Here is a 20,215-nt window from a genome sequence, read left to right on the forward strand (position 1 = left end):
GTTTTTATTGAACAAATCTTACTACCTTAGTTGTGGATTGGCGCAATTGTAGTTATGGATAATTTACCTGTAGATTATGCTGAAAAGGCAAGAGTTTTCATTGAATCTTTTGGATCGCAAGAACGCAGTTAGAATTAGACTTGGGTACTCCCTAGTCCAATTCTGTCAGCATAATCTCAGCCGCTTTAGCCACTGAGAGTGTCAATATTTCTTCAGGAATTTTGTATTTTGAATGGAGGCAACAGCAGGTAAAGCTATAGTATACTTAGAGATGGTGCAGCCGTGACCATGGCTAAAATTAAGTCTACTACCACAAAATTTGATAGCGTGGCGTTAGCCATAGAATTTGTTTAGATATACTTAATAACTCGATGACAGGCAAAAACGCAAGACAGAATGCATTCCTGCGGTTGGTGTCCAGCAAGGTCGAAGTTTCTGAGTTAGCATCTCGCTACTTATTGCTTCCTGAAAAAGAAATGATAATTGGACGTGACCCCACCTGCCAAATTGTCTTGGATGCCATGATATACCGGATGGTATCTCGTCGTCATGCGGTAGTTCGTCCCCTTTCTTTAGCAACCAACAACGGTTATAGTTGGGTAATTTGTGATTTGAATAGCGCCAATGGCACTTTTTTAAACGGAGAACACTTAAAAGGGTGTCAAGAATTACATATAGGCGATCGCATTTCCCTAGGTGCTGATGGACCACAATTTATTTTTGAGTATGAGGTAATTACCCAAAGGACAATGATAAATGTTAATAATGCGACAGTATTATCATCTGTCAATTACCAACATCTATCATCAAAACCAGACTCCGTTAGCTTTACACAATTATTTCCAATTATCTCTACTGGTAAGGATCTTACCCGCAAGGCTTACCTAATCCCTGGAATCTTGACAGTAATTTTTGTAGTGTTAATGTTTACTACAGTAGGTCATATACAAGCTAATCAAGTAATTGTCGGATCTTATATCGCTTTTGCTGCTTACTACTTTGTTTATCAATTATGTGGTAAGTCTAAGCCTTGGTGGGTACTCATGGCAGCGGCACTGACTACAATATTAATTCTCCTAAGTCCCCTGTTAGATTTGTTCATTAAAATATTCCGTAATATTCTACCTGGAACATTGGATACTGCATCTCAAAATGGGATTACCTTCACTGAATTATTAGTGCGGATGTTTTTTGGTGCAGGGTTAATGGAGGAGCTACTAAAAATATTACCAGTCTTAGGGGCATATTGGCTAGGGAATTTTCTCCCATCACCCTGGCGAGAACGAATTGGGGTTTGGGAGCCTTTAGATGGTATTCTTCTAGGTACAGCCTCGGCTGTAGGTTTTACTTTGCTGGAAACCCTCGGTCAATATGTACCCTTAATTTCTCAAAATTCTGGTCAATCAGTGGGTTTACAGCTACTTATTCCCCGGATTTTAGGTTCTGTGGCTGGACACATGGCTTACAGTGGTTATTTGGGCTATTTTGTGGGTTTGGCTGTGTTAAAACCCCTCAAAGGCAAGCAAATCCTCGCTGTCGGTTATTTCAGTGCTTCCGCGCTTCACGCTTTATGGAATGCAACGGGTTCTATCAATGCTTTTTTCTTAGTGGTAGTTGGTGTTTTATCTTATGCCTTTCTAATGGCGGCCATTCTCAAAGCACGAGTATTATCACCAACAAGATCAGACAATTTTGCTACCCGTTTTCTTGACCCAAAATAGAATATAGCAAAGAACAGGGAAAGGCGTAAAAACTAGATTTGAGAATCAGATTGTGAGAGATGCCCAAGAGCATAATTAGCAATAACTAAAGTAATTTTTGCCTGTTCTATTTCTGATAAATTTGCCCAATCTCGATGTTCAAAATCCCTAATTATAGATGCTAAAGTCTGTGGTTCACTACTTCGCATTGAGTAAGCAAAAGGACGAGCTAAAACTAACAGATCATCTGTTTCCCAACTGGGTAGTAAAGCTTGTACACATTTTACCAGTTTTTCACTAACTGATTCTTCAAAAATGAAAACTTCGGCAGCTTTTTCGGCAATAGCAGTAAGTATAACTCCGGGGATAGTCGAAAAAGCATTTTGCAAAATTACCTGCAAATAATTAATGGTATTTTTACTGCTGTTGTTTTCTTGAATAACAGCAACTTGATCCCAAATCATATCTAGATTTTGATAGAAATTATTAGCACTGGTAATCATTTCTGCTTCTGGGAAATCTAACAAATCAAACTGTAATTCTAGATGTTGGAAATAAGCTACTGAAGATTCATCAGCTACATTCCAAGGATAGGTAGCATCTTCCGGTTCTAGTAGTGTTTCCATAAATTCCCAATCTAAATTCGATGAGATATGATTCAAAGCATTGAATTCATTAATGTGGGGGTTCATTTTTTTATCCCTTAATTTATTACTCTTGTTGACAGCTACAAGTTGAAAAGTTGGATTTCCATAAAATAATTGACTCCAGTATTTTTATACAGTAGGGACGTGCCAACGTCTGTGTTAACTGTGTTCTTCTCGAATAAACTCCCAAATTCCAATTTGAGAACTCCCAAACATTAACTGCATTCCCGATGTTAAAGGCACTTCTTCCCGCAGGATTTGTTGCCAACCATTGGGGCTTAAATACCAGGTAGTTCCGTAGGTAGATAAGTCTTGTAGGTAATAATTAGTCATTAGTGTAGTTCCATGCAGAGTATTCCGGCATAAAATTTCCGCGTGGCGTTTAGAAATGTAAATTTCGGGCATGACAATATCATTATCTTTCGTGCGACCGATTCGGGTCACTCCAGGACGTAATAACCAAATTTTACCACTCGGTGGAGATGATGGCTGCTCTAAAGACCGCAAATAAGCAGTATTTACAGAGGTAGGAATGCCCGAACTGGTCATATCTGGTAGTTTTGTAATTCCTTGATCTAGACTTTTAATCAGTTCTCCATCAAAATCAGGATGCAGGTACAGGACTGGTAATGTCCAGGCTGCTTGATTAAATTTGTACAGTGTTAACAGTTCTTGTCTAGCTGCTGCTACGGCTTGATCAATTAATTTGCATGATCGTAAGCTGGCGGCAAAAGTTTGAATAAAACTTTGCGACTCGGCATCAGCAATTTCATCACGCATTCCCAATACAGCGGGGACACCATGACGAATTAGCACCTCAGCTAAACTACTAGCAGGTATTGCCTGATGATGAATTGCGGCTGGTCTGGCTCCCCAGCAAGCGTTAAAAACTCCCAGTTTTATACCTGTCCGAGTTAAGACTTGAGCTAATTCTATGCCATTAATTTTCAGTTCATTTGTTAAAAATAATGAGCCTCCATCTGGATCTGGTAGTCCATGTCCAGCATAAAAGAACACATTATAAGCTTTAGTTTCTAACTCCTGAATTAATTCTGTTTTAGTGGGTTTAACCAGAGTTTTTACTGTACAAGGTGCATATTCGGTGACAGTTTTGCCCAGAGGACGACCTTCTAATAAAATCTTTTTCAGTAAAGATGCCTCCTGATCAAGTTGTAATTTATGATCATCTCCTAAGACCAAGAGAATATTTATAGCTTGGTCCGTTCGCAATTCTGGCAAGGGTTCAACTTCACTGATAGTACGACTAAATAAAATATCTGGGGAAAGTGATATGGCTGATTGTCCAGGTTGTGGCTGCATAATTTCCCAAGGTAGGGCAATTAGATCAGGATCACGAATTTCCAAACGAAAGCGTAATTGAGTCCGTTGACCCATAGCCATACCCCGACTACGTTCCCAACAACTCAAAATTAGCCCATCAAATACCCATCCCCATAAATTGACACCCAAGGATTGCATCAGGCGACTACTGTAAGGACTTTTACTTGGATTTTCCGTCGGTGAATTTATAGATGCTTCAGGGAGCGTCTCTACTAAGGTTAAGGTATTAACTGCTGTAGAAGGTAAACGGGAAGTAATGTCTAAAGGACTATGACTGGTAAACATTTGCTGCCATTCTTGCCAAACTTGATTAAGTTCAGCGGAGAAAACACAATCACGGAGAACGTAGCCACTGGGATAGGGGGCTTTGAGAACCCAAATAGCGAAGTTGTCTGTGCCGGTATTTACTAGACGGGCGATCGCTATGCTCGCTGAAGGCACTGCCAATTTTAGACTGGACATGGCTAGGGGGAAACTAAATTTTCAAAACACAGATACAAATATTTTAGTCAAATACCCTGGAGTTAACAGATGATAACTTGTCAATTATTCCTAAAAATCTATATTCCGCATTGTTTTTAAATCATGATATCAGGAAACTCGACTTTGAGGGTATCTTGGCTAAAATCGCTAAAATCGTTAAAATAAAATTTTTTTCAGCCAATATCTAAAGCCTAGCCTTTAGAGAGATGATCTATACCAACTTTTCAACTAAGTTAGTAGAAAAATCAATTTTAAATTAATCTGACTTAAACTGTGATTACTAAGTTACAATTCCCTATCAAAAAAAGATTATTTAACTTTTTAGGATTGGTAATAATAATAGCGATCGCTATTATTAGCTTTCACAATTTGCTATTACCAAAACCACCCCCATTCATAACCGTTAAACTCAGTGGTTGGACAGGTAATCCCCTGGAACAAAAACTTTTAAAACAGGTAATTCAAGACTTTGAAAAACAACATCCACAGATCAAAGTCAAATATGAAGCGATCGCCGATCAATATATGGATGTAATTAAAACCCGTTTAATAGGAGAAGCAGCCCCAGATGTATTTTATCTCGATGCACTGGAAGCCCCTTTTTTAATGGCTCAGAATGTCCTAGAACCCCTTGATAATTACATTAACCCCAAATTTGACATTACAGACATAGAACCAAATCTACTCAAAAATTTTACATACCAAAATCATATTTATGGGCTACCTAAAGACTATTCGACTTTAGCCCTATTTTATAATCAAAAAGCATTTAATCAAGTTGGTTTAACTAGTCCGCCAAAAACATGGGAACAACTACGCAGCTATTCCCAACAGTTAACAGGCAAACTCAATAAATATGGCTTTGGAGAAATTCCTGAATTAGCACGTCAGGCATACAAAATTACAGCATTTGGAGGAGAAATTATTGATAAAAATGGTTATGCTACCTTCGCTAATGACGCAGGTTTGCAGGGTTTAGAATTAGTCATTAACCAATATCAAAAAGATCGTTCCTCCGCTCAAAAATCTGATGTAGGCACAAATTCTGGCAGTGAAATGTTTGGACAAAACAAAGTAGCAATGGTAATTGAGGGTAATTGGGCAATTCCTTATTTACAAGAAACTTTTCCCAAACTAAAATTTTCTACAGCAGAGATACCTAAAATTAATCATAAAAAAGCAACAATGGTTTTTACTGTTGCATACTGTATGAATAAACAAGCACCCCATAAAGCCCAAGCTTGGGAACTCATTTCCTATTTGACAGGTAAAGAAGGCATGAAAAAATGGGCAGGAACAGGATTTGCATTACCAACCCGTAAATCAGTAGCCCAACAATTAGGTTATGATCAAGACCCTCTAAGATCACCATTAGTAGCAGGAATTGATTATGCTACACCCTGGCAATTAGGTAAGTATCCCACCGCAATTATCAACAATTTTGATAACCAGTTTATTAGTGTTTTGCTAGGACAACAATCATTAAAACAGGCAATGTTAAAGGCACAAAATGCAGCAAACCAGCAAATTAAGGCTGATATGTAATGTTGAGAAATAGGCAAACCAGAGAAAATTTTACAGCTTATTTATTCATAATTCCCAGTCTTTTAATTTTAGGCACATTTATAATTTTGCCTATTCTCTATGCTGTATTTCTTTCCTTACACAAAGTACAAATGCTAGGAGGAATTAATTACCGTTTTTTTGGTTTGGGTAATTTTCAAAGATTGCTAACAGATGAAAGAGTAAAAATTGCTCTAAAAAATACCGCAGAATATGTGGTTTTTGTCGTTCCCACTCAAACTATTTTAGCTTTAACTTTAGCTGTAACTCTCAATTCTGGCATTCACGGTAAAAATTTGTGGCGGATTCTTTACTTTTTACCAACAGTTACATCTTCAGCAGTATTGACACTAATTTTTATGTGGATTTACAATACTAATGGACTACTAAATAATTTTTTGGCTTTTCTAAAACTGCCTATTTATAACTGGTTGGGAGATCCATCTGTTGCCCTCAAAGGAATTATGATCATGAATATTTGGTCAACAGCACCATTTTTTATGGTGATTTATTTAGCGGCTTTACAGGATATTCCCCAAACTCTTTATGAAGCAGCAGAACTTGATGGGGCTAATAGTTGGGAACGGTTTATTTATATTACTTTACCTTTATTACAACCTGTAACTTTCTTTGTAATAGCTATGGGGATAATTGGGACTTTTCAATTATTTGATCAATCTTATATATTTTCTGGAGGAACTGGTGGACCAAATAATGCTACTCTCACTTTAGTCTTGCTAATTTATCAAACCGTATTTCGTAATTTACAAATGGGATATGGAGCAGCGATCGCTTTTTTACTAGCATCTGTAATTATTATCCTCACATTAATTCAGAGGCAATTTTTCGGAGGTTATAAAATTTGACTAAAATCTTGGGCTTTTTCTGGTTCAAAGTTCTTTTATATCTCTTCCTCATAGTTTATGGAATTATTACCGTAATTCCTTTTTTATGGGCATTTTCTGCATCATTTAAACCCCTATCTGAGATTATTAATGGTGAATTTAATTTTATCCCCAAGCATTTCACTCTCGATAATTACAAACAAATATTTATCCAAGAACCTCTATTTTGGCGCTGGTTATTTAATAGTCTAATTATTGGTATTAGTGTCACAATTTTTAATTTGCTATTTAACTCAATGGCAGGTTATGCTCTAGGAAGATTGCATTTTCAGGGTAAACAGTTCTGGTTTTTCCTGATTTTGGCAGTTTTAGTAGTCCCAGCACAAATTACCCTCATTCCTACATTTTTAATTTTAAAAACCATCGGTTGGCTCAATTCATACCCAGGGATGATTGTTCCTACCATGGTTAATGCTACTTTCATTTTTATGATGCGGCAATTTTTTGTAAATTTTCCCAGAGAATTAGAAGAAGCTGGCCAACTAGATGGTTTAAATACCTGGGGAGTTTTTTGGTATATAGTCTTACCTTTGGCTAAACCAGCATTAGCAGCACAAGCGATTTTTGTATTTATGGGTAGTTGGAATAATTTTTTGCTTCCTGTAGTCATTCTTTTTGACCCAGAAATGTTTACTTTACCTTTAGGACTAAATAGCTTTAAAGGTCAATACGTCAGTTATTGGAACTACATTATGGCAGCTTCTATGGTCTTTACTCTCCCCGGTTTAGCTATTTATACTTTCTTTAACCGCTACTTGATTCAAGGTATTACTTTTACAGGTGTTAATAAATAATGGGTCAAGAAGAAGCTACAAACAAATACAGCGTTTTCCGCACTGATGAGGTACACAATTGAATCCTTAAACTCTTGTGGTGCGGGCATCTTGCCCGCTAGATATATACCTCATAACACCGGGAAGTGCTGTAACTGACAAACGACAACTAACAAGTGATTTTAGGTACATTTACTATCCAATTCATTTTTTACATGAATCCTGATTTGACTGTATAACAGAGACATCCAAATTTCGCAATTCAGAAAAGCTAACCTTAATTATTTTTGAAGCTGGTTTGGATTTTTCACAAACGCGCAAAACTACTTCTCGATCATCCTCAGCATTAGTACTTGCTTTTCTCTCTATAACTTGAACTTCAAAAAGACTTTTAGGCGAAAAAGTTTTGTTATTTATAATAATAGAACTATTCGCTTCAATCACCGCATTAGGAGAAAGATTATCTAAATTGATCTGCGTAGGTGCAGGTGGAAATGGACCAGAAACATTAGTTGGAGGGGATATTGTTGGTGATTTAAGTTGGAGTTTAAACCAATATCCTAATAAACCAGCTAATAAACTTAATCCCAAAATCACAAACAATTGTAATGGTATTGGGTAAACTTTGGTGGTTTTATTTTCCACCATAACTTTAGTTTTTTGATTATTAATAAAACCATCATTATTGTCACCAATATCTAATTCTGTACTGGGTAAAAGTCCAGAAAGATCTACTGCAATTGTTATATCTGGTTCAGAATATTCAACATGATAATGTATTAAAGCAATAGTAACATTATCATGTCCATTTTTAGTATTAGCAATTTCTATTAATCTTTGGGCAACATTTTCTATACTTGTTTTCCCAGACAACAGAGGTAATATTTCCGTATCCCAAGATTCTTCCACTCGGTCAAAATCACTTAAACCATCAGATGTCAGTAAAAAAACAGCATCTTCATCAATAATAAAGCGTTGAGATGTGGGATGTAGTGACGTACTTTTGCTCATTCCCAAAGCCTGAACTAAGGAACCAGATCCCCTGTGTTGTAATGCTTCTCGGTAAAGAGAATATCCTAATCGAACCTCACGGGACGCAACATCATCATCTAAAGTAACTTGATAACAACTATAAGCAGTAATCCAATAGGCACGACTATCACCAACATGGGCAATATATATTTCATGATCAATAGATAAGGACATAACAATGGTTGTTCCCATCCTTTGTCGTCCTTGCCGATTTTCCTTATCGTTACGCTCACTGATTTCATCATTAGCGGTTGCTACGGCTCGTTCTAAACCAGAAAGTACCATGAAAGGATGTATTATCCCGTCATGCCCATTTAAAGTCAGTTCTTCGACTTCCTGTTCCATGGTTTTAATTGCCAAATTAGAAGCCACACTGCCCCCGTCATGTCCACCAATACCATCACAAACAATTGCTAAATCCCTATCTTGCGACATTTTAGTTATTAAACCATCGCTGGGGGGATAACAGGCATCTTCATTCCGAGGACGGCTAGGTCCGGGGTCTGTTTTGGTACAGATTTTAATAGTAGTAGTTTGGAATTTTCCTAATTGCCTCAATCCTTGGTCTAAAACTTGAATTAATTCGCTGGAGGAGTTAATTTCCCCCTGAATCAGAAACTCACAAACTTGTTGAATAAATGGCGCGATATTTGGTTTGGCATCTTTGAGTAGTTTCCGCCAAAATTCTCCTAATTGGGATAATTTCCCTGGTTTTTCTCCATCAAAACGCAATTCTAAGAAGCGAATTAATACTCCTTCCACTCTTAATACATAAGGATCTAGGAGGGTAGATGATACTCCAGCAAGCGTTAGAGGCTGCCACAAATTAGCTAATTGCCACAGCCAATGAATTTGACGGATTGATGAAGCATCAGACCAAGCTGTATCTAAACTACTGCATAAACTTACTTGAGTGATATCTGTATCAATTATTAATGGTGGTTTTTCTAATAGTAATATTTCTTGCTTGGACTGACCATTGAGGACTCCATACACTTGAGGTACATGACAACGATAGGGAATTAGTTTTAAGTAAGGTCTAATTTGCTCTAAATCGTCTAATTCAGGCATTTGGGGCAATAAACCAGGTTTGATATCTAAAAGTATGGATTTATTAATAACTAAATAGCGATCGCTGCCATCATCTAAAATAGATCCAGGCTGACAATGGCTGAAATCACTATCCACAGCCCAGAGATAACGCTTAGGTAAGGGTGTGGAACACTTCTCGCAAAATTTATTGGTGAGGGGATTAGCAAATTGACAATATTCTTTGGGGCAGCACAGCGTTACCACATCATTTTCCATAGTTTCCTCACCTATTCTGCAATTGGCATTTTCTTTAACAGTATTTGGTGGCAGTAGTTACCACCACCGATATTTTTGGTAAGACACAAATTTATCATAACCTTGATTGTGGTGATAATATGTAGCCATAGCAGAACTAATTCTGGATTTACCACTAAAAATTAACATAGCCGGCGAATTATATTCGCCAGGACTAGGTAAATACTACATTTATTGATTGTTGCTATCTGCTACTTGGGGTAATCCCATACTGTAGTTAGTAACCCGACTAGAGAGATTATAGCTAATTTCGCCTTTTTGTAGAAGCGATCGTAAATAATGCTCTAAGTCTGAACCAATACGGCGCAAGTTATAATCTGTGAGATCTTCACCACTAAACGCTTCTACCAGTTGATCAAACTGACGATAAACTTGTTGTAAAGCATCATCATTCCAGTTAAACTCGTTATCTGGATCTATATCCAATGTTAAGACATGATTACTTGGAATCAGTTCATCTTTGTCCATTTCCGCTGCAAAAATGCGAATATGACGGGTTGTGGACTTGAGCAGCATCAGGTTATCCATGAATTTAGGTGTAAGAATTTGGCTGAATTACACTGCAATTATTTTAACTGCTATGTTCGAGCTTACAGCAGAAATGAATCTAAAGTCTAAAATACCGGGATTAATTTACCCAGTCAGAAGCCAAAACAATATCAGTTGTATATTAGTTCTAATTTTAACATTGTATTTCACTTATCCGTAATTCGTTATAATTCTTTAAGTTGATTTTGTGTCATTTATAGCGCTCTCACTTGATCTTTACTTGAGGTGGCTATTTGCGAAAGATTTTCTGATTTTCTTGCTGATTCTGATTTTTTCTGATGTAAATGTACTCATATTGTCGTGACTTAATAGGATTTTCTGCCAATTAGTAAATTTTTTACAGTCATAAATTGCATTAATTAAGGGAGCATCTTCAGTACAAATGCTTAAGTATTCTCGTGAAAAAATGTAAAAAATAATATTTCTTGACGTTTTCCACAAGTTGATGTAAAAACCTTTAACAGGGTCTAATTAGTTGTTTATGGAAACTTCATGGCATGAGATATCAAAAACTAAATAATAGTTTATGGCTAAGGTATGCCATAACTAGTAAAGAAACATCAAAAACATAGCAAAATTTAACTGAAACAAGATCAGGGGGTAGAATAGAATGCAGTTTTATAGATGGGAAAAAATTCCGATCTTGAAAAACTTTGTATTCACAGAAGTATAAAAAAATATAAGGAATTTTTCTGGAGATATTAGTTCCTCACCCGCATGACCACTAAGTAAAAGAATCTTGAAAACTATGAACTCTAAAGTATTACCACGTCCAATAAATAACTCCGAAGTAGGTGTTTATGAGTGTGAAATTCACCTTAAATTCCGCCTAATTGAGGAAAAGAGTCTTTTGAGTGATCGTGAGCAACTGTTACAAGTATTACTAGAGGCTTTAACTGAAGGATCTGATGATTTTTTAGAAACTTTACAGGCATCTGTTAAAGCTCAGGAGATTTCCGAGTTTAAAGCCTCTCCACAAATGCGTCGCCAAATGATGCGGTTACGCAATTCGGCGGATACTATTCAATAGTATTTGTGTTATTTTCATAATTTCCAGTTCATGTAAGGTTATCAAGATTAAGTCTTAAAAGTCTGCTTCTACTTGTTTTACTTCATAAGGAGTCTGCCCGTAAACGTAAAATTACGTCTACAATATTCTCGTCTTAGTGCTGTTTCGGCAGCAAATTCATACAGGTGTATTTTACCAGTTTTTATTTTTTTACCGGGCAACTTTGATCGCTAGTAGATGTAAGTAGGTTGGCGTTAAAAATTGTCGTTATAGTAAGGCAAGAGGGAAGAGGGAAAAGGCAAAAGGCGATTTTATATTTCCTGACACAGTTTGCTTTTATCGTGTTAGCTACGAAAAGTCGAGTTTATAGCCCCGTCGACTGATCGTGGGGAGTGTCAATTGGCTAAACCATGTTCTAGGGCAAAACGAACTAACTCTGTACGACTATTAGTACCAGTTTTACTAAATAGACGACTGACATATTTTTCGACATTGCGGACGCTGGTTTCCAAGCGCCGGGCAATTTCTTTGTTCATTAATCCTTCTGCTACCAGGTTTAAAACACTTTGCTCTCTAGGCGTTAAATCTATTTTAAAAGGGGCTGGAGATTGAGATATAGAACTTCGATGAGTCAATAGTATTCTAATTTGAGCGATTTGATTAGCCAAATCGGCAAGATTTGGGGTTTCGCTGTCTTCTTTGGTTGTGGGGCTTTGGGCACTGCGACGCGCTAGTAGATTTTCGACTATGGCAACTAATTCGTCAGGATCGAAGGGCTTAGGAAGATAAGCGTCAACACCTGCATGATAGCCTTGAATGCGATCGCAAGTCATACCTTTAGCGGTTAAGAATACCACTGGTAAGGCTTGAAAGCGGGGATCATCTCGCATTTGTTTGAGGAACTGATAGCCATCCACCTGAGGCATCATGATATCAGAAATCACTAAATCAGGTGTACTATGCTGCATCCAGTCCCAACCTTCGCGGGCGTTACTGGCAGTTTGAACCCTAAAACCGCTTTCTTGTAAGTATTCTTTCACGGCTTCCCGTAACCCCGGTTCGTCATCTACCAGTAACAGTTGTGCTGACATTGAAAATTCCTATAGGTGTACATTTATCTAACATAGCGAAATTTGTGGGTATTGACTACTAGGGCGGGGAAAAACTTTGTAATTTCCTGAATAAAATATTATCAGGGCCAAGCTGGGCTAAATTCTTACATGATCAAGTCCAACAATTAAAGAATTTAAATATAAAATTATATGGCAAAACTTAATTACAAATCATTAATAGTAAGTAATAAATATGATTGGAGAAATAGGTAAAGTTTACCTCGTTGGTGCAGGGCCAGGAGATGTAGAATATTTAACTGTCAAAGCCTATCGTCTGTTAACATCTGCCCAGGTACTGGTCTATGATGCTTTAGTTGATAGTCAATTATTAGATTATGTCCCTATAGATTGTTTAAAAATAGATGTTGGTAAACGTGGTGGTAAAATCAGCACTTCCCAAAATGAAATTAACAATTTACTCGTCAAATATTGTTTAGATAAAAAACAAGTTATTAGACTAAAATCAGGAGATCCTTTAATATTTGGTCGTTGTATTTTAGAGATTGAAGCTTTAAAAAAAGCAGGTTGTCAATTTGAAATCATTCCCGGAATTTCTTCGGCATTAGCTGCACCATTATTAGCAGGAATTCCCCTCACTGATAACGTTCTTAGTCGTTGTTTTGCGGTCTGTACTGCCCATGAACCAGAAAGTTTAAACTGGCAAGCATTAGCAAGCTTGGAAACCTTAGTAATTTTGATGGGGGGAAAAAATTTACCAGAAATCATCCATCAACTGATAAAATATAAAAAATCTCCTTCTACTCCCATTGCTATTATCCGTTGGGCTGGAACATCTAGTCAAGAAGTCTGGATAGGAGAATTGGGAAATATCCTCGCACAAACCGCTGATTTATCTCTATCTCCCGCAGTTATAGTTATTGGTGAAGTTGTGCGACTACGAGATTATATATAATATACAAAATAGCCATCAAAACCAAAAATTGTTAATATAAATTGAGGGTCAACCGTGAATTATAATCTTTCTCCCCTGCTGGGAAAAACCATTTTAGTTACCCGTTCTGTGGGACAATCAAATCAATTTAGCGATCGCTTAACCTCCGCAGGTGCTAATGTTATAGAAATGCCAACTTTAGAAATTGGACCTCCTAGCAGTTGGTCAGCTTTAGATCAGGAAATTTCGCAGTTATCAACCTTTAATTGGTTAGTTCTTACTTCTAGTAATGGTGTAGAATACTTTTTCCAAAGATTAGAAAAATCCGGTCAAGATAAAAATGCTTTATCAGGTGTGAAAATTGCCGTTGTTGGCGAAAAAACAGCCCAAATTTTACAAAAACAAAATATTCAAGCTGATTTTATTCCTCCTAACTTTATTGCTGATTCTTTAGTGGAAAACTTTCCCGAATCACTAACAGGTAAAAAGATATTATTTCCCAGAGTTGAAAGTGGAGGAAGGGAAGTATTAGTTAAGGAATTAACAGCCAAAGGTGCAGAAGTAATTGAAGTTCCTGCTTATGAATCTTGCTGTCCTCAAAGTATCCCGGCTGCGGCTGAATATGCTTTAGTTAATAATACGGTAGATATTATTACCTTTGCTAGTTCTAAAACGGTTCTATTTTTCTCCCAATTAACAGCGCGTATATTTAAATACAACCCGGAAAATTTTGCCAGAATTTGTATAGCTTCCATTGGTCCCCAAACTTCAAAAACCTGTCAAACTGTCTTTGGAAGAGTAGATATTGAAGCAGAAGAATATACTTTAGAAGGGTTAAAAAATGCCATAATTAAATTTTCTAATCACCAATGAATAAAAACTTAATTGGTTTAACAGGTGGAATTGCAACCGGTAAAAGTACAGTTGCAAATTATTTAGCTAAAACTTACAATTTACCGATTTTAGATGCAGATATTTATGCAAGAGATGCCGTATTTATAGGTTCTCCTGTTTTGTCACAAATTACCGAAAAATATGGCACAGAAATCATTTTAAGTGATGGTAATTTAAATAGAGCTAAATTAGGAGAAATCATTTTTAATCAACCAGAAGAACGTCAATGGGTAGAAAGTGTAATTCATCCTTATGTGAGAAATCGGTTTTCCCAAGCTATTAATGAATCATCTGCACATACTTTAATTTTAGTAATTCCTCTATTATTTGAAGCTAATTTAGAAAATCTAGTTAATCAAATTTGGGTTGTATCTTGTTCCCCACAACAGCAACAACAGCGATTAATAGAAAGAAATAATTTCACCACAGAACAAGCAGTAGCCAGAATTAATAGTCAATTATCTATTACTGAAAAAATTGCTCGTGCTGATGTAGTCTTAGATAATTCTGCCAGTTTAGAATCGCTGTTACAACAAATAGATCAAATTATGTTGCGGGATTCAATACTCCTAGAACTGAAATAATTGTATATATGGAACTTCCCCCAGACTATCGTGAATTTTCAACTACCCAGACTTGCGGGAAAAGTATCGGGTCTGGATCAAAAACCAAAAAAGTATAAATTATTCTCATATCCCCAGCGGAGTCGATTTGTGTTATTATGGGTAAAACTAATACCTTAAGCGCAGATTCATGAGGAAGGTTTTAGTCCTGAACGCCTCTTACGAACCGCTCAATATCACCAGTTGGCGACGTGCCACCGTGTTGTTGATTAAAGGCAAGGCTGAACGCTTAGAATACAACGGTAAATTCCTTTACTCGGATTTTCCGATGCCGACCGTCATCCGGTTGCGCCACTATGTCCGCGTTCCTTATATGGAAATTCCTCTAACTCGGAGGAATATTCTGCATCGTGATAGTCATACTTGTCAATATTGTGGTGCCACAGGAGAAGGGTTAACCCTAGATCATGTGATGCCAAAATCACGAGGTGGGGAGGATACTTGGGAGAATATTGTTACTGCTTGTGTACGCTGCAATGTCAAAAAAGGTTGTCGTACTCCTTTGGAGGCGCGAATGCCTTTGCGTCATTTGCCACGCCAACCTTACAGCAGTCTCTACTTTGAGGTAACAAAACATTTGAAAAGTGGACTTCATCAGGAGTGGCAAAAGTATGTGATAGGTCTTTGATATTACTAGTAATTAACTACAAAAACTCAGGACAAAGTTAACCTGTGGATATGGCTGTTTGACTAATTAAAGTCAATAGCAGTAGCCGCAAATGGGGTTGTGGCTTGTGTTGGGTAGTGATGACTACAGCTTATGGGAGGATTCCACTAGGCTGATGTTTTCATGTCCAAAGCGACTCATAACCTTACTTTTCCGAGTGGGTATTTTCTTACCAAAGATATATGGTTTTCCAATCTAATCAAGTACACATCGCTCCTTTACACAAAAAAACTTTGTACCTCACCAGCATGGAAACTACTATATATAGATATTTTTTGTTGTTAACTCATAATTTGTTACAATTAGGAGTAGACGACCTGCCACTAAGAAATTGAAATATCAATTTGCACACAGAATAATCAGCATAACACAAGTCGAGTAAATATTCAAGATAATTATCAAATTTTTTTCATGAAAATCTGCGTATTTAGACAAAGCCATAAATAATGAGGTTGTTTATACTCGAAGAACTAAACCTTACTTAATTTCAGTATTTCTGTAGCACTTATAGCGGGTGTAACTGACGAAAAAATAGGCCAGCCTAAAAAGTGCCAAAATGATTAATTTTAGATTTTTGCCAAGTCTTATGTAGCTTTGGAAGCTAGTTATCGGTTGGATTATATCTGAATGAGGAACCCCACAGGCTACACTTAGAAATACAGTCTTTCCACGCTTAGAAATACGGTTACTTATGTACGTAAATTATCCGCCTTCTCAACTTGAGAGTTTATCATTGACCACGGAACCTAATCCGGAGGAAATAGAGAAACAGAAAGAGAAAGAGCTAATTGAACTTCCACCTCGAACTTCCTTACCGTCATCAAATGGTGATGGAGGTATGTATTTAGTCCAGCGTAGTAGTTCTTTAGCGACTCAAAAATCAGAAGAGTTACAGAAGACCCTGCGTGCACATCGTCATGAACGTCAGTTAGTTATTCTCCAGGATTTTCCTGATCCAGACGCTCTTTCGTGTGCTTGGTCTTATCAGTTAATTGCTCAACAGTATGATATCAAGTGTGATATTGTTTATGCGGGAACTTTAAGCCACCAAGAAAATATTGCTTTGGTGAAGTTAACAAATTTACCGGCTCAACGCTGGACGATGCAAACCTTAAAAAATAAGGATTTGTCATGCTATCAAGGATTTGTGTTAATTGACAACCAGGGAACTACATCTCAATTGTTACCAGCAATCCAACAAGCTGGAGTTCCGCTAATTGTATTAGTAGATCATCATAGTTTGCAGGGGGAACTGAAGTCAGAATTTGTTGATGTTCGTCCTTATGTACGAGCTACAGCCACAATTTTTACTCAATACTTACAAGTGGGGTTATTAAGTTTAGATAATAGCATTAGCCAGCACGTTAAATGTGCTACAGCTTTAATGCACGGGTTAAGATCGGATACAAATCGATTAATGCAAGCCCAGGAAGAAGATTTTATGGCTGCTGGGTATTTGAGCAAATTTTATGATGCTCAGTTACTAAATGCTATTTTACAAGCAAATCGTTCTAAACGGGTGATGGATGTGATCGAGAGGTCACTTAAAAACCGCATTGTTCAAAATAACTTTTCCATAGCTGGTGTTGGTTATTTGCGGTATGATGACCGAGATGCAATTCCCCAGGCTGCTGATTTTCTGGTGACGGAGGAAAATGTACATACTGCGGTAGTTTATGGAATTGTTCATGATGAAGATGATGAACTAGAAGTAGTAATAGGTTCTTTAAGAACTACAAAACTGACTCTAGATCCTGATGAATTTATTAAAGAAGCCTTTGGACAAGATAGCGCTGGGCGGTTTTTTGGTGGTGGAAGAACAGGTGCGGGGGGGTTTGAAATTCCAATGGGTTTCTTGTCTGGTGGTAATGAAAATTCATCTTATGCTAAGATAAAATGGGATGTTTTTGATGCACAAATCAAACAAAAATTATTGAGATTGGTGAATCCTAGAGATAATCCAATTCAGTCTTAAGCTAAATTAGAAAACTTGATTGGTTTAGGGTTTAGCAGCGCTGAACCCCTGAAATAATCTATGATTAAATCAAGTTGATGTAGTTAACAAAAGTGGAGGATTTTGGCGGCTTAGTAATGAATGTTACTTGTTATGCTAAATGATCGATCATTGAAAGAGAACAGGGAAATATTGAATATTTTGCCATTATGTTCAAATATAAGGCTTATTTATTATATGTAGCAAACTTTATGATATTTTTTTGTTCAGATTTTGCTTATGATGTACTCAAGAGCCTTTATTCTTTATAACAGCAATTTTTAAAATGCCTTCCTTAACGTTTGAAATTTTAACAATTTTGGCGCTAATTTTTGCCAACGGTGTGTTTTCTATGTCGGAAATGGCTGTAGTTTCGTCCCGGAAAGTCAGACTACAACAGTTAGCTAATCAAGGAGATATTAACGCTAAAGCTGCATTAAAACTTGCAGAATCTCCTAACCATTTTTTGTCTATTGTTCAGGTAGGAATTACACTGATTAATATTCTCAATGGTGTCTTTGGTGGTGCTACAATTGCCAAAAGACTGGAAGATTATATCAAACTAGTTCCATTTTTGGCTAGTTATAGTAATGCGATCGCTTTTGGGATTGTAGTATTACTAATTACCTATTTTTCCTTGATTGTGGGTGAACTTGTACCCAAGCGTCTGGCCTTAAATAACCCTGAAAAAATTGCTGCTTTGGTGGCTGTTCCTATGCGGGCTTTAGCAAGAATAGCTTCACCGATAGTGTATCTTTTAAGTGCTTCCACGGATGTGGTATTGCGAATTTTAGGAATTACCCCCTCTGCTGAACCCCAAGTTACGGAAGAAGAGATTAAAATTCTTATAGAACAAGGGACGGAAGCGGGGACATTCGAGGAAGCTGAACAGGATATGGTTGAGAGAGTTTTCCGGTTAGGCGATCGCCCAGTTACTTCTTTTATGACACCGCGACCTGATATAGTGTGGTTAGACTTGGAAGATCCTCCAGAAGAAAACCGCCAGAAAATGGCCGAAAGTAGCTATTCTCGCTATCCTATTTGTCAGGAAGGATTAGATAACGTTCTGGGGATTATTCCTGTAACTGATTTATTAGCCAGAAGTTTACGCAATGAGGCCTTAGACTTGACTCTGGGATTACGTCAACCTGTGTTTGTCCCAGAAAGCACGCGGGGTTTAAAGGTTTTGGAATTATTCAAGCAAACTGTGACTCACATGGCCTTAGTCGTAGATGAATACGGTGTCATTCAGGGATTAGTCACGTTGAATGATATAATGAGTGAAATAGTTGGTGATGTCCCCGCAGAACCAGGACAAGAAGAACCTCAAGCTGTACAACGGGAGGATGGTTCTTGGTTGGTAGATGGAATGTTAGGAATAGAAGAGTTTTTAGAACTATTTAGTCTTGACAAGTTGGGACATGAAGAGAGAGGAAATTATCAAACATTAGGTGGGTTTGTGATCACCCATTTAGGAAGGATTCCCACAGCAGCGGATCATTTTGAATGGGATGGTATGCGCTTTGAAGTGATGGATATGGACGGAAATCGGGTTGATAAGGTGCTAGTTGTACCCACCGTCTGACCCCACTATCTAGATATTTTAGCTACCTCTGTAGAAGCCATATTAGTATATACTGAATCTTTTGGAAAGGAGTTCAGGATTATGGCTAACGCCACGCTTTGCTATCAGGAGGATTTAGAAGTAATATCAAGTCTGGAAAATTGAACAATTTTTGATGCTATGATCACATTTTTCTTGCACCTTATTTACCTTTTATTCTTCCCTTGCTATACAATTTTTGACTCCAGTCTACTTATTTACTAAATAGTACGGTTATTACGACGGTTATATCTATAAAACCGAATTGTCATCAATTAATTTTCTAGCGCTATTATTTAATTGGGAAGCTAAAGATTAAGCTTCAGGAAGTTAGAAGGTAAGAACCTTACCAGTAGTATTATTGTTTACCAAATCAGAAGCTTAAAATTCAGTCTTACCAAATCAAAAAGTCCAATAGTGAATTTTTGAGGACATAGTTATGACACTTGTACGTTGGAATCCGTTGCGGGAAATGGAACGTTGGGAACCATTCCCAGAAATGAGTATTATCCGTCAGCAAATGGACCGTTTGTTTGAACAATTGTTACCACCTGATGCCAGTGAAGCAGTGGGTTTAACATTTGTTCCTCCCGCTGAGATTGCAGAAACCGATACCGATTTGAAGTTAAAAATAGAACTACCAGGTTTAGAAGCGAAGGATCTTAATGTCGAAGTCACTCCTGAGTCAGTTTCTATCAGCGGTGAGCGGAAATCAGAAATTACCAAAGAGGAGGGAGGTATAACTCGTTCAGAGTTCCGTTATGGCAAGTTTCAAAGAGTAATTGCCTTACCTGCGGTTGTTGACAATGAAAAAGTAGCAGCAGAATATAAAGATGGAATTCTCCGTTTAACTATTCCTAAAGCCGAATCTCAGAAACATAGATCAGTAAAAGTTCGTCTTGGTTAGTTGAGAGCATTCAGCTTTCGGTTATGGACTTTATCTAGGGTACGGATAGTTGGTACTAATGCTTAGGGTGTGAGTCCAGGAAAATATACACTTCCGTCTCTCTGTTGCTTATTTGTCCTATTTTTGGAGGCTGGATGCTTTTTGTCAGGCTGAATCAGGAAGGGTGAAGGGTTGT

General features: G+C 37.3%; 17 protein-coding genes. 12 read left to right on the forward strand and 5 right to left on the reverse strand.

Annotated elements, in window-relative coordinates:
• Positions 1-371: 371 nt before the first annotated feature.
• Entirely contained in the window at positions 372-1,721 is a 1,350-nt protein-coding gene (locus H6G44_RS03105; protein WP_190384953.1) for a PrsW family glutamic-type intramembrane protease, read from the forward strand.
• 32 nt (positions 1,722-1,753) lie between these two features.
• Here the strand turns inward: H6G44_RS03105 and H6G44_RS03110 are convergent, their stop codons facing one another.
• Together H6G44_RS03110 and H6G44_RS03115 are read right to left on the reverse strand one after the other, a co-directional pair.
• Positions 1,754-2,392: a hypothetical protein gene (locus H6G44_RS03110; protein WP_190384952.1), complete on the reverse strand. Its 639-nt coding sequence runs from the start codon at positions 2,390-2,392 to the stop codon at positions 1,754-1,756.
• Between the two features lie 114 nt (positions 2,393-2,506).
• Positions 2,507-4,129 carry a CHAT domain-containing protein gene (locus tag H6G44_RS03115; protein WP_190384951.1) on the reverse strand — a complete coding sequence of 541 codons (1,623 nt, stop codon included), beginning with the start codon at positions 4,127-4,129 and terminating at the stop codon, positions 2,507-2,509.
• 315 nt (positions 4,130-4,444) lie between these two features.
• On the opposite strand from H6G44_RS03115, the gene H6G44_RS03120 reads away from it, so the two are divergent.
• From H6G44_RS03120 to H6G44_RS03130, 3 genes are read left to right on the forward strand one after another with little or no spacing between them, the layout of a single operon-like run.
• Positions 4,445-5,716, forward strand: coding sequence for an ABC transporter substrate-binding protein (locus H6G44_RS03120; RefSeq protein ID WP_313885295.1), 1,272 nt, complete (start codon positions 4,445-4,447; stop codon positions 5,714-5,716).
• Complete coding sequence (locus tag H6G44_RS03125; RefSeq protein WP_190384950.1) at positions 5,716-6,600, forward strand: carbohydrate ABC transporter permease; 885 nt, start codon at positions 5,716-5,718, stop codon at positions 6,598-6,600. Before H6G44_RS03120 ends, H6G44_RS03125 begins: the two co-directional genes overlap by 1 nt.
• Positions 6,597-7,433 carry a carbohydrate ABC transporter permease gene (locus H6G44_RS03130; protein ID WP_190384949.1) on the forward strand — a complete coding sequence of 279 codons (837 nt, stop codon included), beginning with the start codon at positions 6,597-6,599 and terminating at the stop codon, positions 7,431-7,433. Before H6G44_RS03125 ends, H6G44_RS03130 begins: the two co-directional genes overlap by 4 nt.
• 183 nt (positions 7,434-7,616) lie before the next feature.
• On the opposite strand, the gene H6G44_RS03135 is transcribed toward H6G44_RS03130, so the two are convergent.
• Together H6G44_RS03135 and ndhM are read right to left on the reverse strand one after the other, a co-directional pair.
• On the reverse strand, positions 7,617-9,752 hold the full coding sequence (locus H6G44_RS03135; protein WP_190384948.1) for a protein phosphatase 2C domain-containing protein: 2,136 nt from the start codon (positions 9,750-9,752) through the stop codon (positions 7,617-7,619).
• Positions 9,753-9,962: 210 nt separating this feature from the next.
• Positions 9,963-10,319 (reverse strand): NAD(P)H-quinone oxidoreductase subunit M, encoded by a 357-nt coding sequence (ndhM, locus tag H6G44_RS03140; protein WP_190384947.1) that lies wholly within the window; start codon positions 10,317-10,319, stop codon positions 9,963-9,965.
• Positions 10,320-11,088: 769 nt separating this feature from the next.
• Here ndhM and H6G44_RS03145 point away from each other — a divergent pair.
• Positions 11,089-11,370, forward strand: coding sequence for an Npun_R1517 family heterocyst differentiation transcriptional regulator (locus tag H6G44_RS03145; protein ID WP_190384946.1), 282 nt, complete (start codon positions 11,089-11,091; stop codon positions 11,368-11,370).
• 374 nt (positions 11,371-11,744) lie between these two features.
• Here H6G44_RS03145 and H6G44_RS03150 read toward each other — a convergent pair whose 3' ends face one another.
• Entirely contained in the window at positions 11,745-12,440 is a 696-nt protein-coding gene (locus H6G44_RS03150; protein ID WP_190384945.1) for a response regulator transcription factor, read from the reverse strand.
• A gap of 214 nt (positions 12,441-12,654) precedes the next feature.
• Here H6G44_RS03150 and cobA point away from each other — a divergent pair, with 214 nt between their 5' ends.
• The 7 genes from cobA (at position 12,655) to H6G44_RS03185 (ending at position 20,040) form a co-directional block, all read left to right on the forward strand.
• Positions 12,655-13,374, forward strand: coding sequence for a uroporphyrinogen-III C-methyltransferase (gene cobA, locus H6G44_RS03155; protein ID WP_190588912.1), 720 nt, complete (start codon positions 12,655-12,657; stop codon positions 13,372-13,374).
• A gap of 54 nt (positions 13,375-13,428) precedes the next feature.
• Entirely contained in the window at positions 13,429-14,226 is a 798-nt protein-coding gene (locus tag H6G44_RS03160; RefSeq protein ID WP_190588913.1) for a uroporphyrinogen-III synthase, read from the forward strand.
• On the forward strand, positions 14,223-14,831 hold the full coding sequence (gene coaE / locus H6G44_RS03165) for a dephospho-CoA kinase (RefSeq protein WP_190384944.1): 609 nt from the start codon (positions 14,223-14,225) through the stop codon (positions 14,829-14,831). The genes H6G44_RS03160 and coaE overlap by 4 nt, the downstream gene beginning before the upstream one ends.
• A 169-nt stretch (positions 14,832-15,000) precedes the next feature.
• Positions 15,001-15,498, forward strand: a complete 498-nt coding sequence (locus H6G44_RS03170; RefSeq protein WP_190384943.1) for an HNH endonuclease — start codon at positions 15,001-15,003, stop codon at positions 15,496-15,498.
• Between the two features lie 730 nt (positions 15,499-16,228).
• Entirely contained in the window at positions 16,229-17,512 is a 1,284-nt protein-coding gene (locus H6G44_RS03175; protein WP_190384942.1) for a DHH family phosphoesterase, read from the forward strand.
• Positions 17,513-17,816: 304 nt separating this feature from the next.
• Positions 17,817-19,115, forward strand: a complete 1,299-nt coding sequence (locus H6G44_RS03180; protein ID WP_190384941.1) for a hemolysin family protein — start codon at positions 17,817-17,819, stop codon at positions 19,113-19,115.
• Positions 19,116-19,572: 457 nt separating this feature from the next.
• Positions 19,573-20,040 (forward strand): Hsp20/alpha crystallin family protein, encoded by a 468-nt coding sequence (locus tag H6G44_RS03185; protein WP_190384940.1) that lies wholly within the window; start codon positions 19,573-19,575, stop codon positions 20,038-20,040.
• The last annotated feature ends 175 nt before the right edge of the window (positions 20,041-20,215 follow it).

Source organism: Aphanizomenon flos-aquae FACHB-1287, from assembly GCF_014698755.1.
Taxonomy (GTDB): domain Bacteria; phylum Cyanobacteriota; class Cyanobacteriia; order Cyanobacteriales; family Nostocaceae; genus Dolichospermum; species Dolichospermum flosaquae.

Coding starts and splice junctions, on each gene's coding strand:
- H6G44_RS03105 (WP_190384953.1), top strand. CDS start 372: ATGACAGGCAAAAACGCAAGACAGAATGCATTCCTGCGGTTGGTGTCC.
- H6G44_RS03110 (WP_190384952.1), bottom strand. CDS start 2,392: ATGAACCCCCACATTAATGAATTCAATGCTTTGAATCATATCTCATCG.
- H6G44_RS03125 (WP_190384950.1), top strand. CDS start 5,716: ATGTTGAGAAATAGGCAAACCAGAGAAAATTTTACAGCTTATTTATTC.
- H6G44_RS03135 (WP_190384948.1), bottom strand. CDS start 9,752: ATGGAAAATGATGTGGTAACGCTGTGCTGCCCCAAAGAATATTGTCAA.
- ndhM (WP_190384947.1), bottom strand. CDS start 10,319: ATGGATAACCTGATGCTGCTCAAGTCCACAACCCGTCATATTCGCATT.
- H6G44_RS03145 (WP_190384946.1), top strand. CDS start 11,089: ATGAACTCTAAAGTATTACCACGTCCAATAAATAACTCCGAAGTAGGT.
- H6G44_RS03150 (WP_190384945.1), bottom strand. CDS start 12,440: ATGTCAGCACAACTGTTACTGGTAGATGACGAACCGGGGTTACGGGAA.
- cobA (WP_190588912.1), top strand. CDS start 12,655: ATGATTGGAGAAATAGGTAAAGTTTACCTCGTTGGTGCAGGGCCAGGA.
- coaE (WP_190384944.1), top strand. CDS start 14,223: ATGAATAAAAACTTAATTGGTTTAACAGGTGGAATTGCAACCGGTAAA.
- H6G44_RS03170 (WP_190384943.1), top strand. CDS start 15,001: ATGAGGAAGGTTTTAGTCCTGAACGCCTCTTACGAACCGCTCAATATC.
- H6G44_RS03175 (WP_190384942.1), top strand. CDS start 16,229: ATGTACGTAAATTATCCGCCTTCTCAACTTGAGAGTTTATCATTGACC.
- H6G44_RS03180 (WP_190384941.1), top strand. CDS start 17,817: ATGCCTTCCTTAACGTTTGAAATTTTAACAATTTTGGCGCTAATTTTT.
- H6G44_RS03185 (WP_190384940.1), top strand. CDS start 19,573: ATGACACTTGTACGTTGGAATCCGTTGCGGGAAATGGAACGTTGGGAA.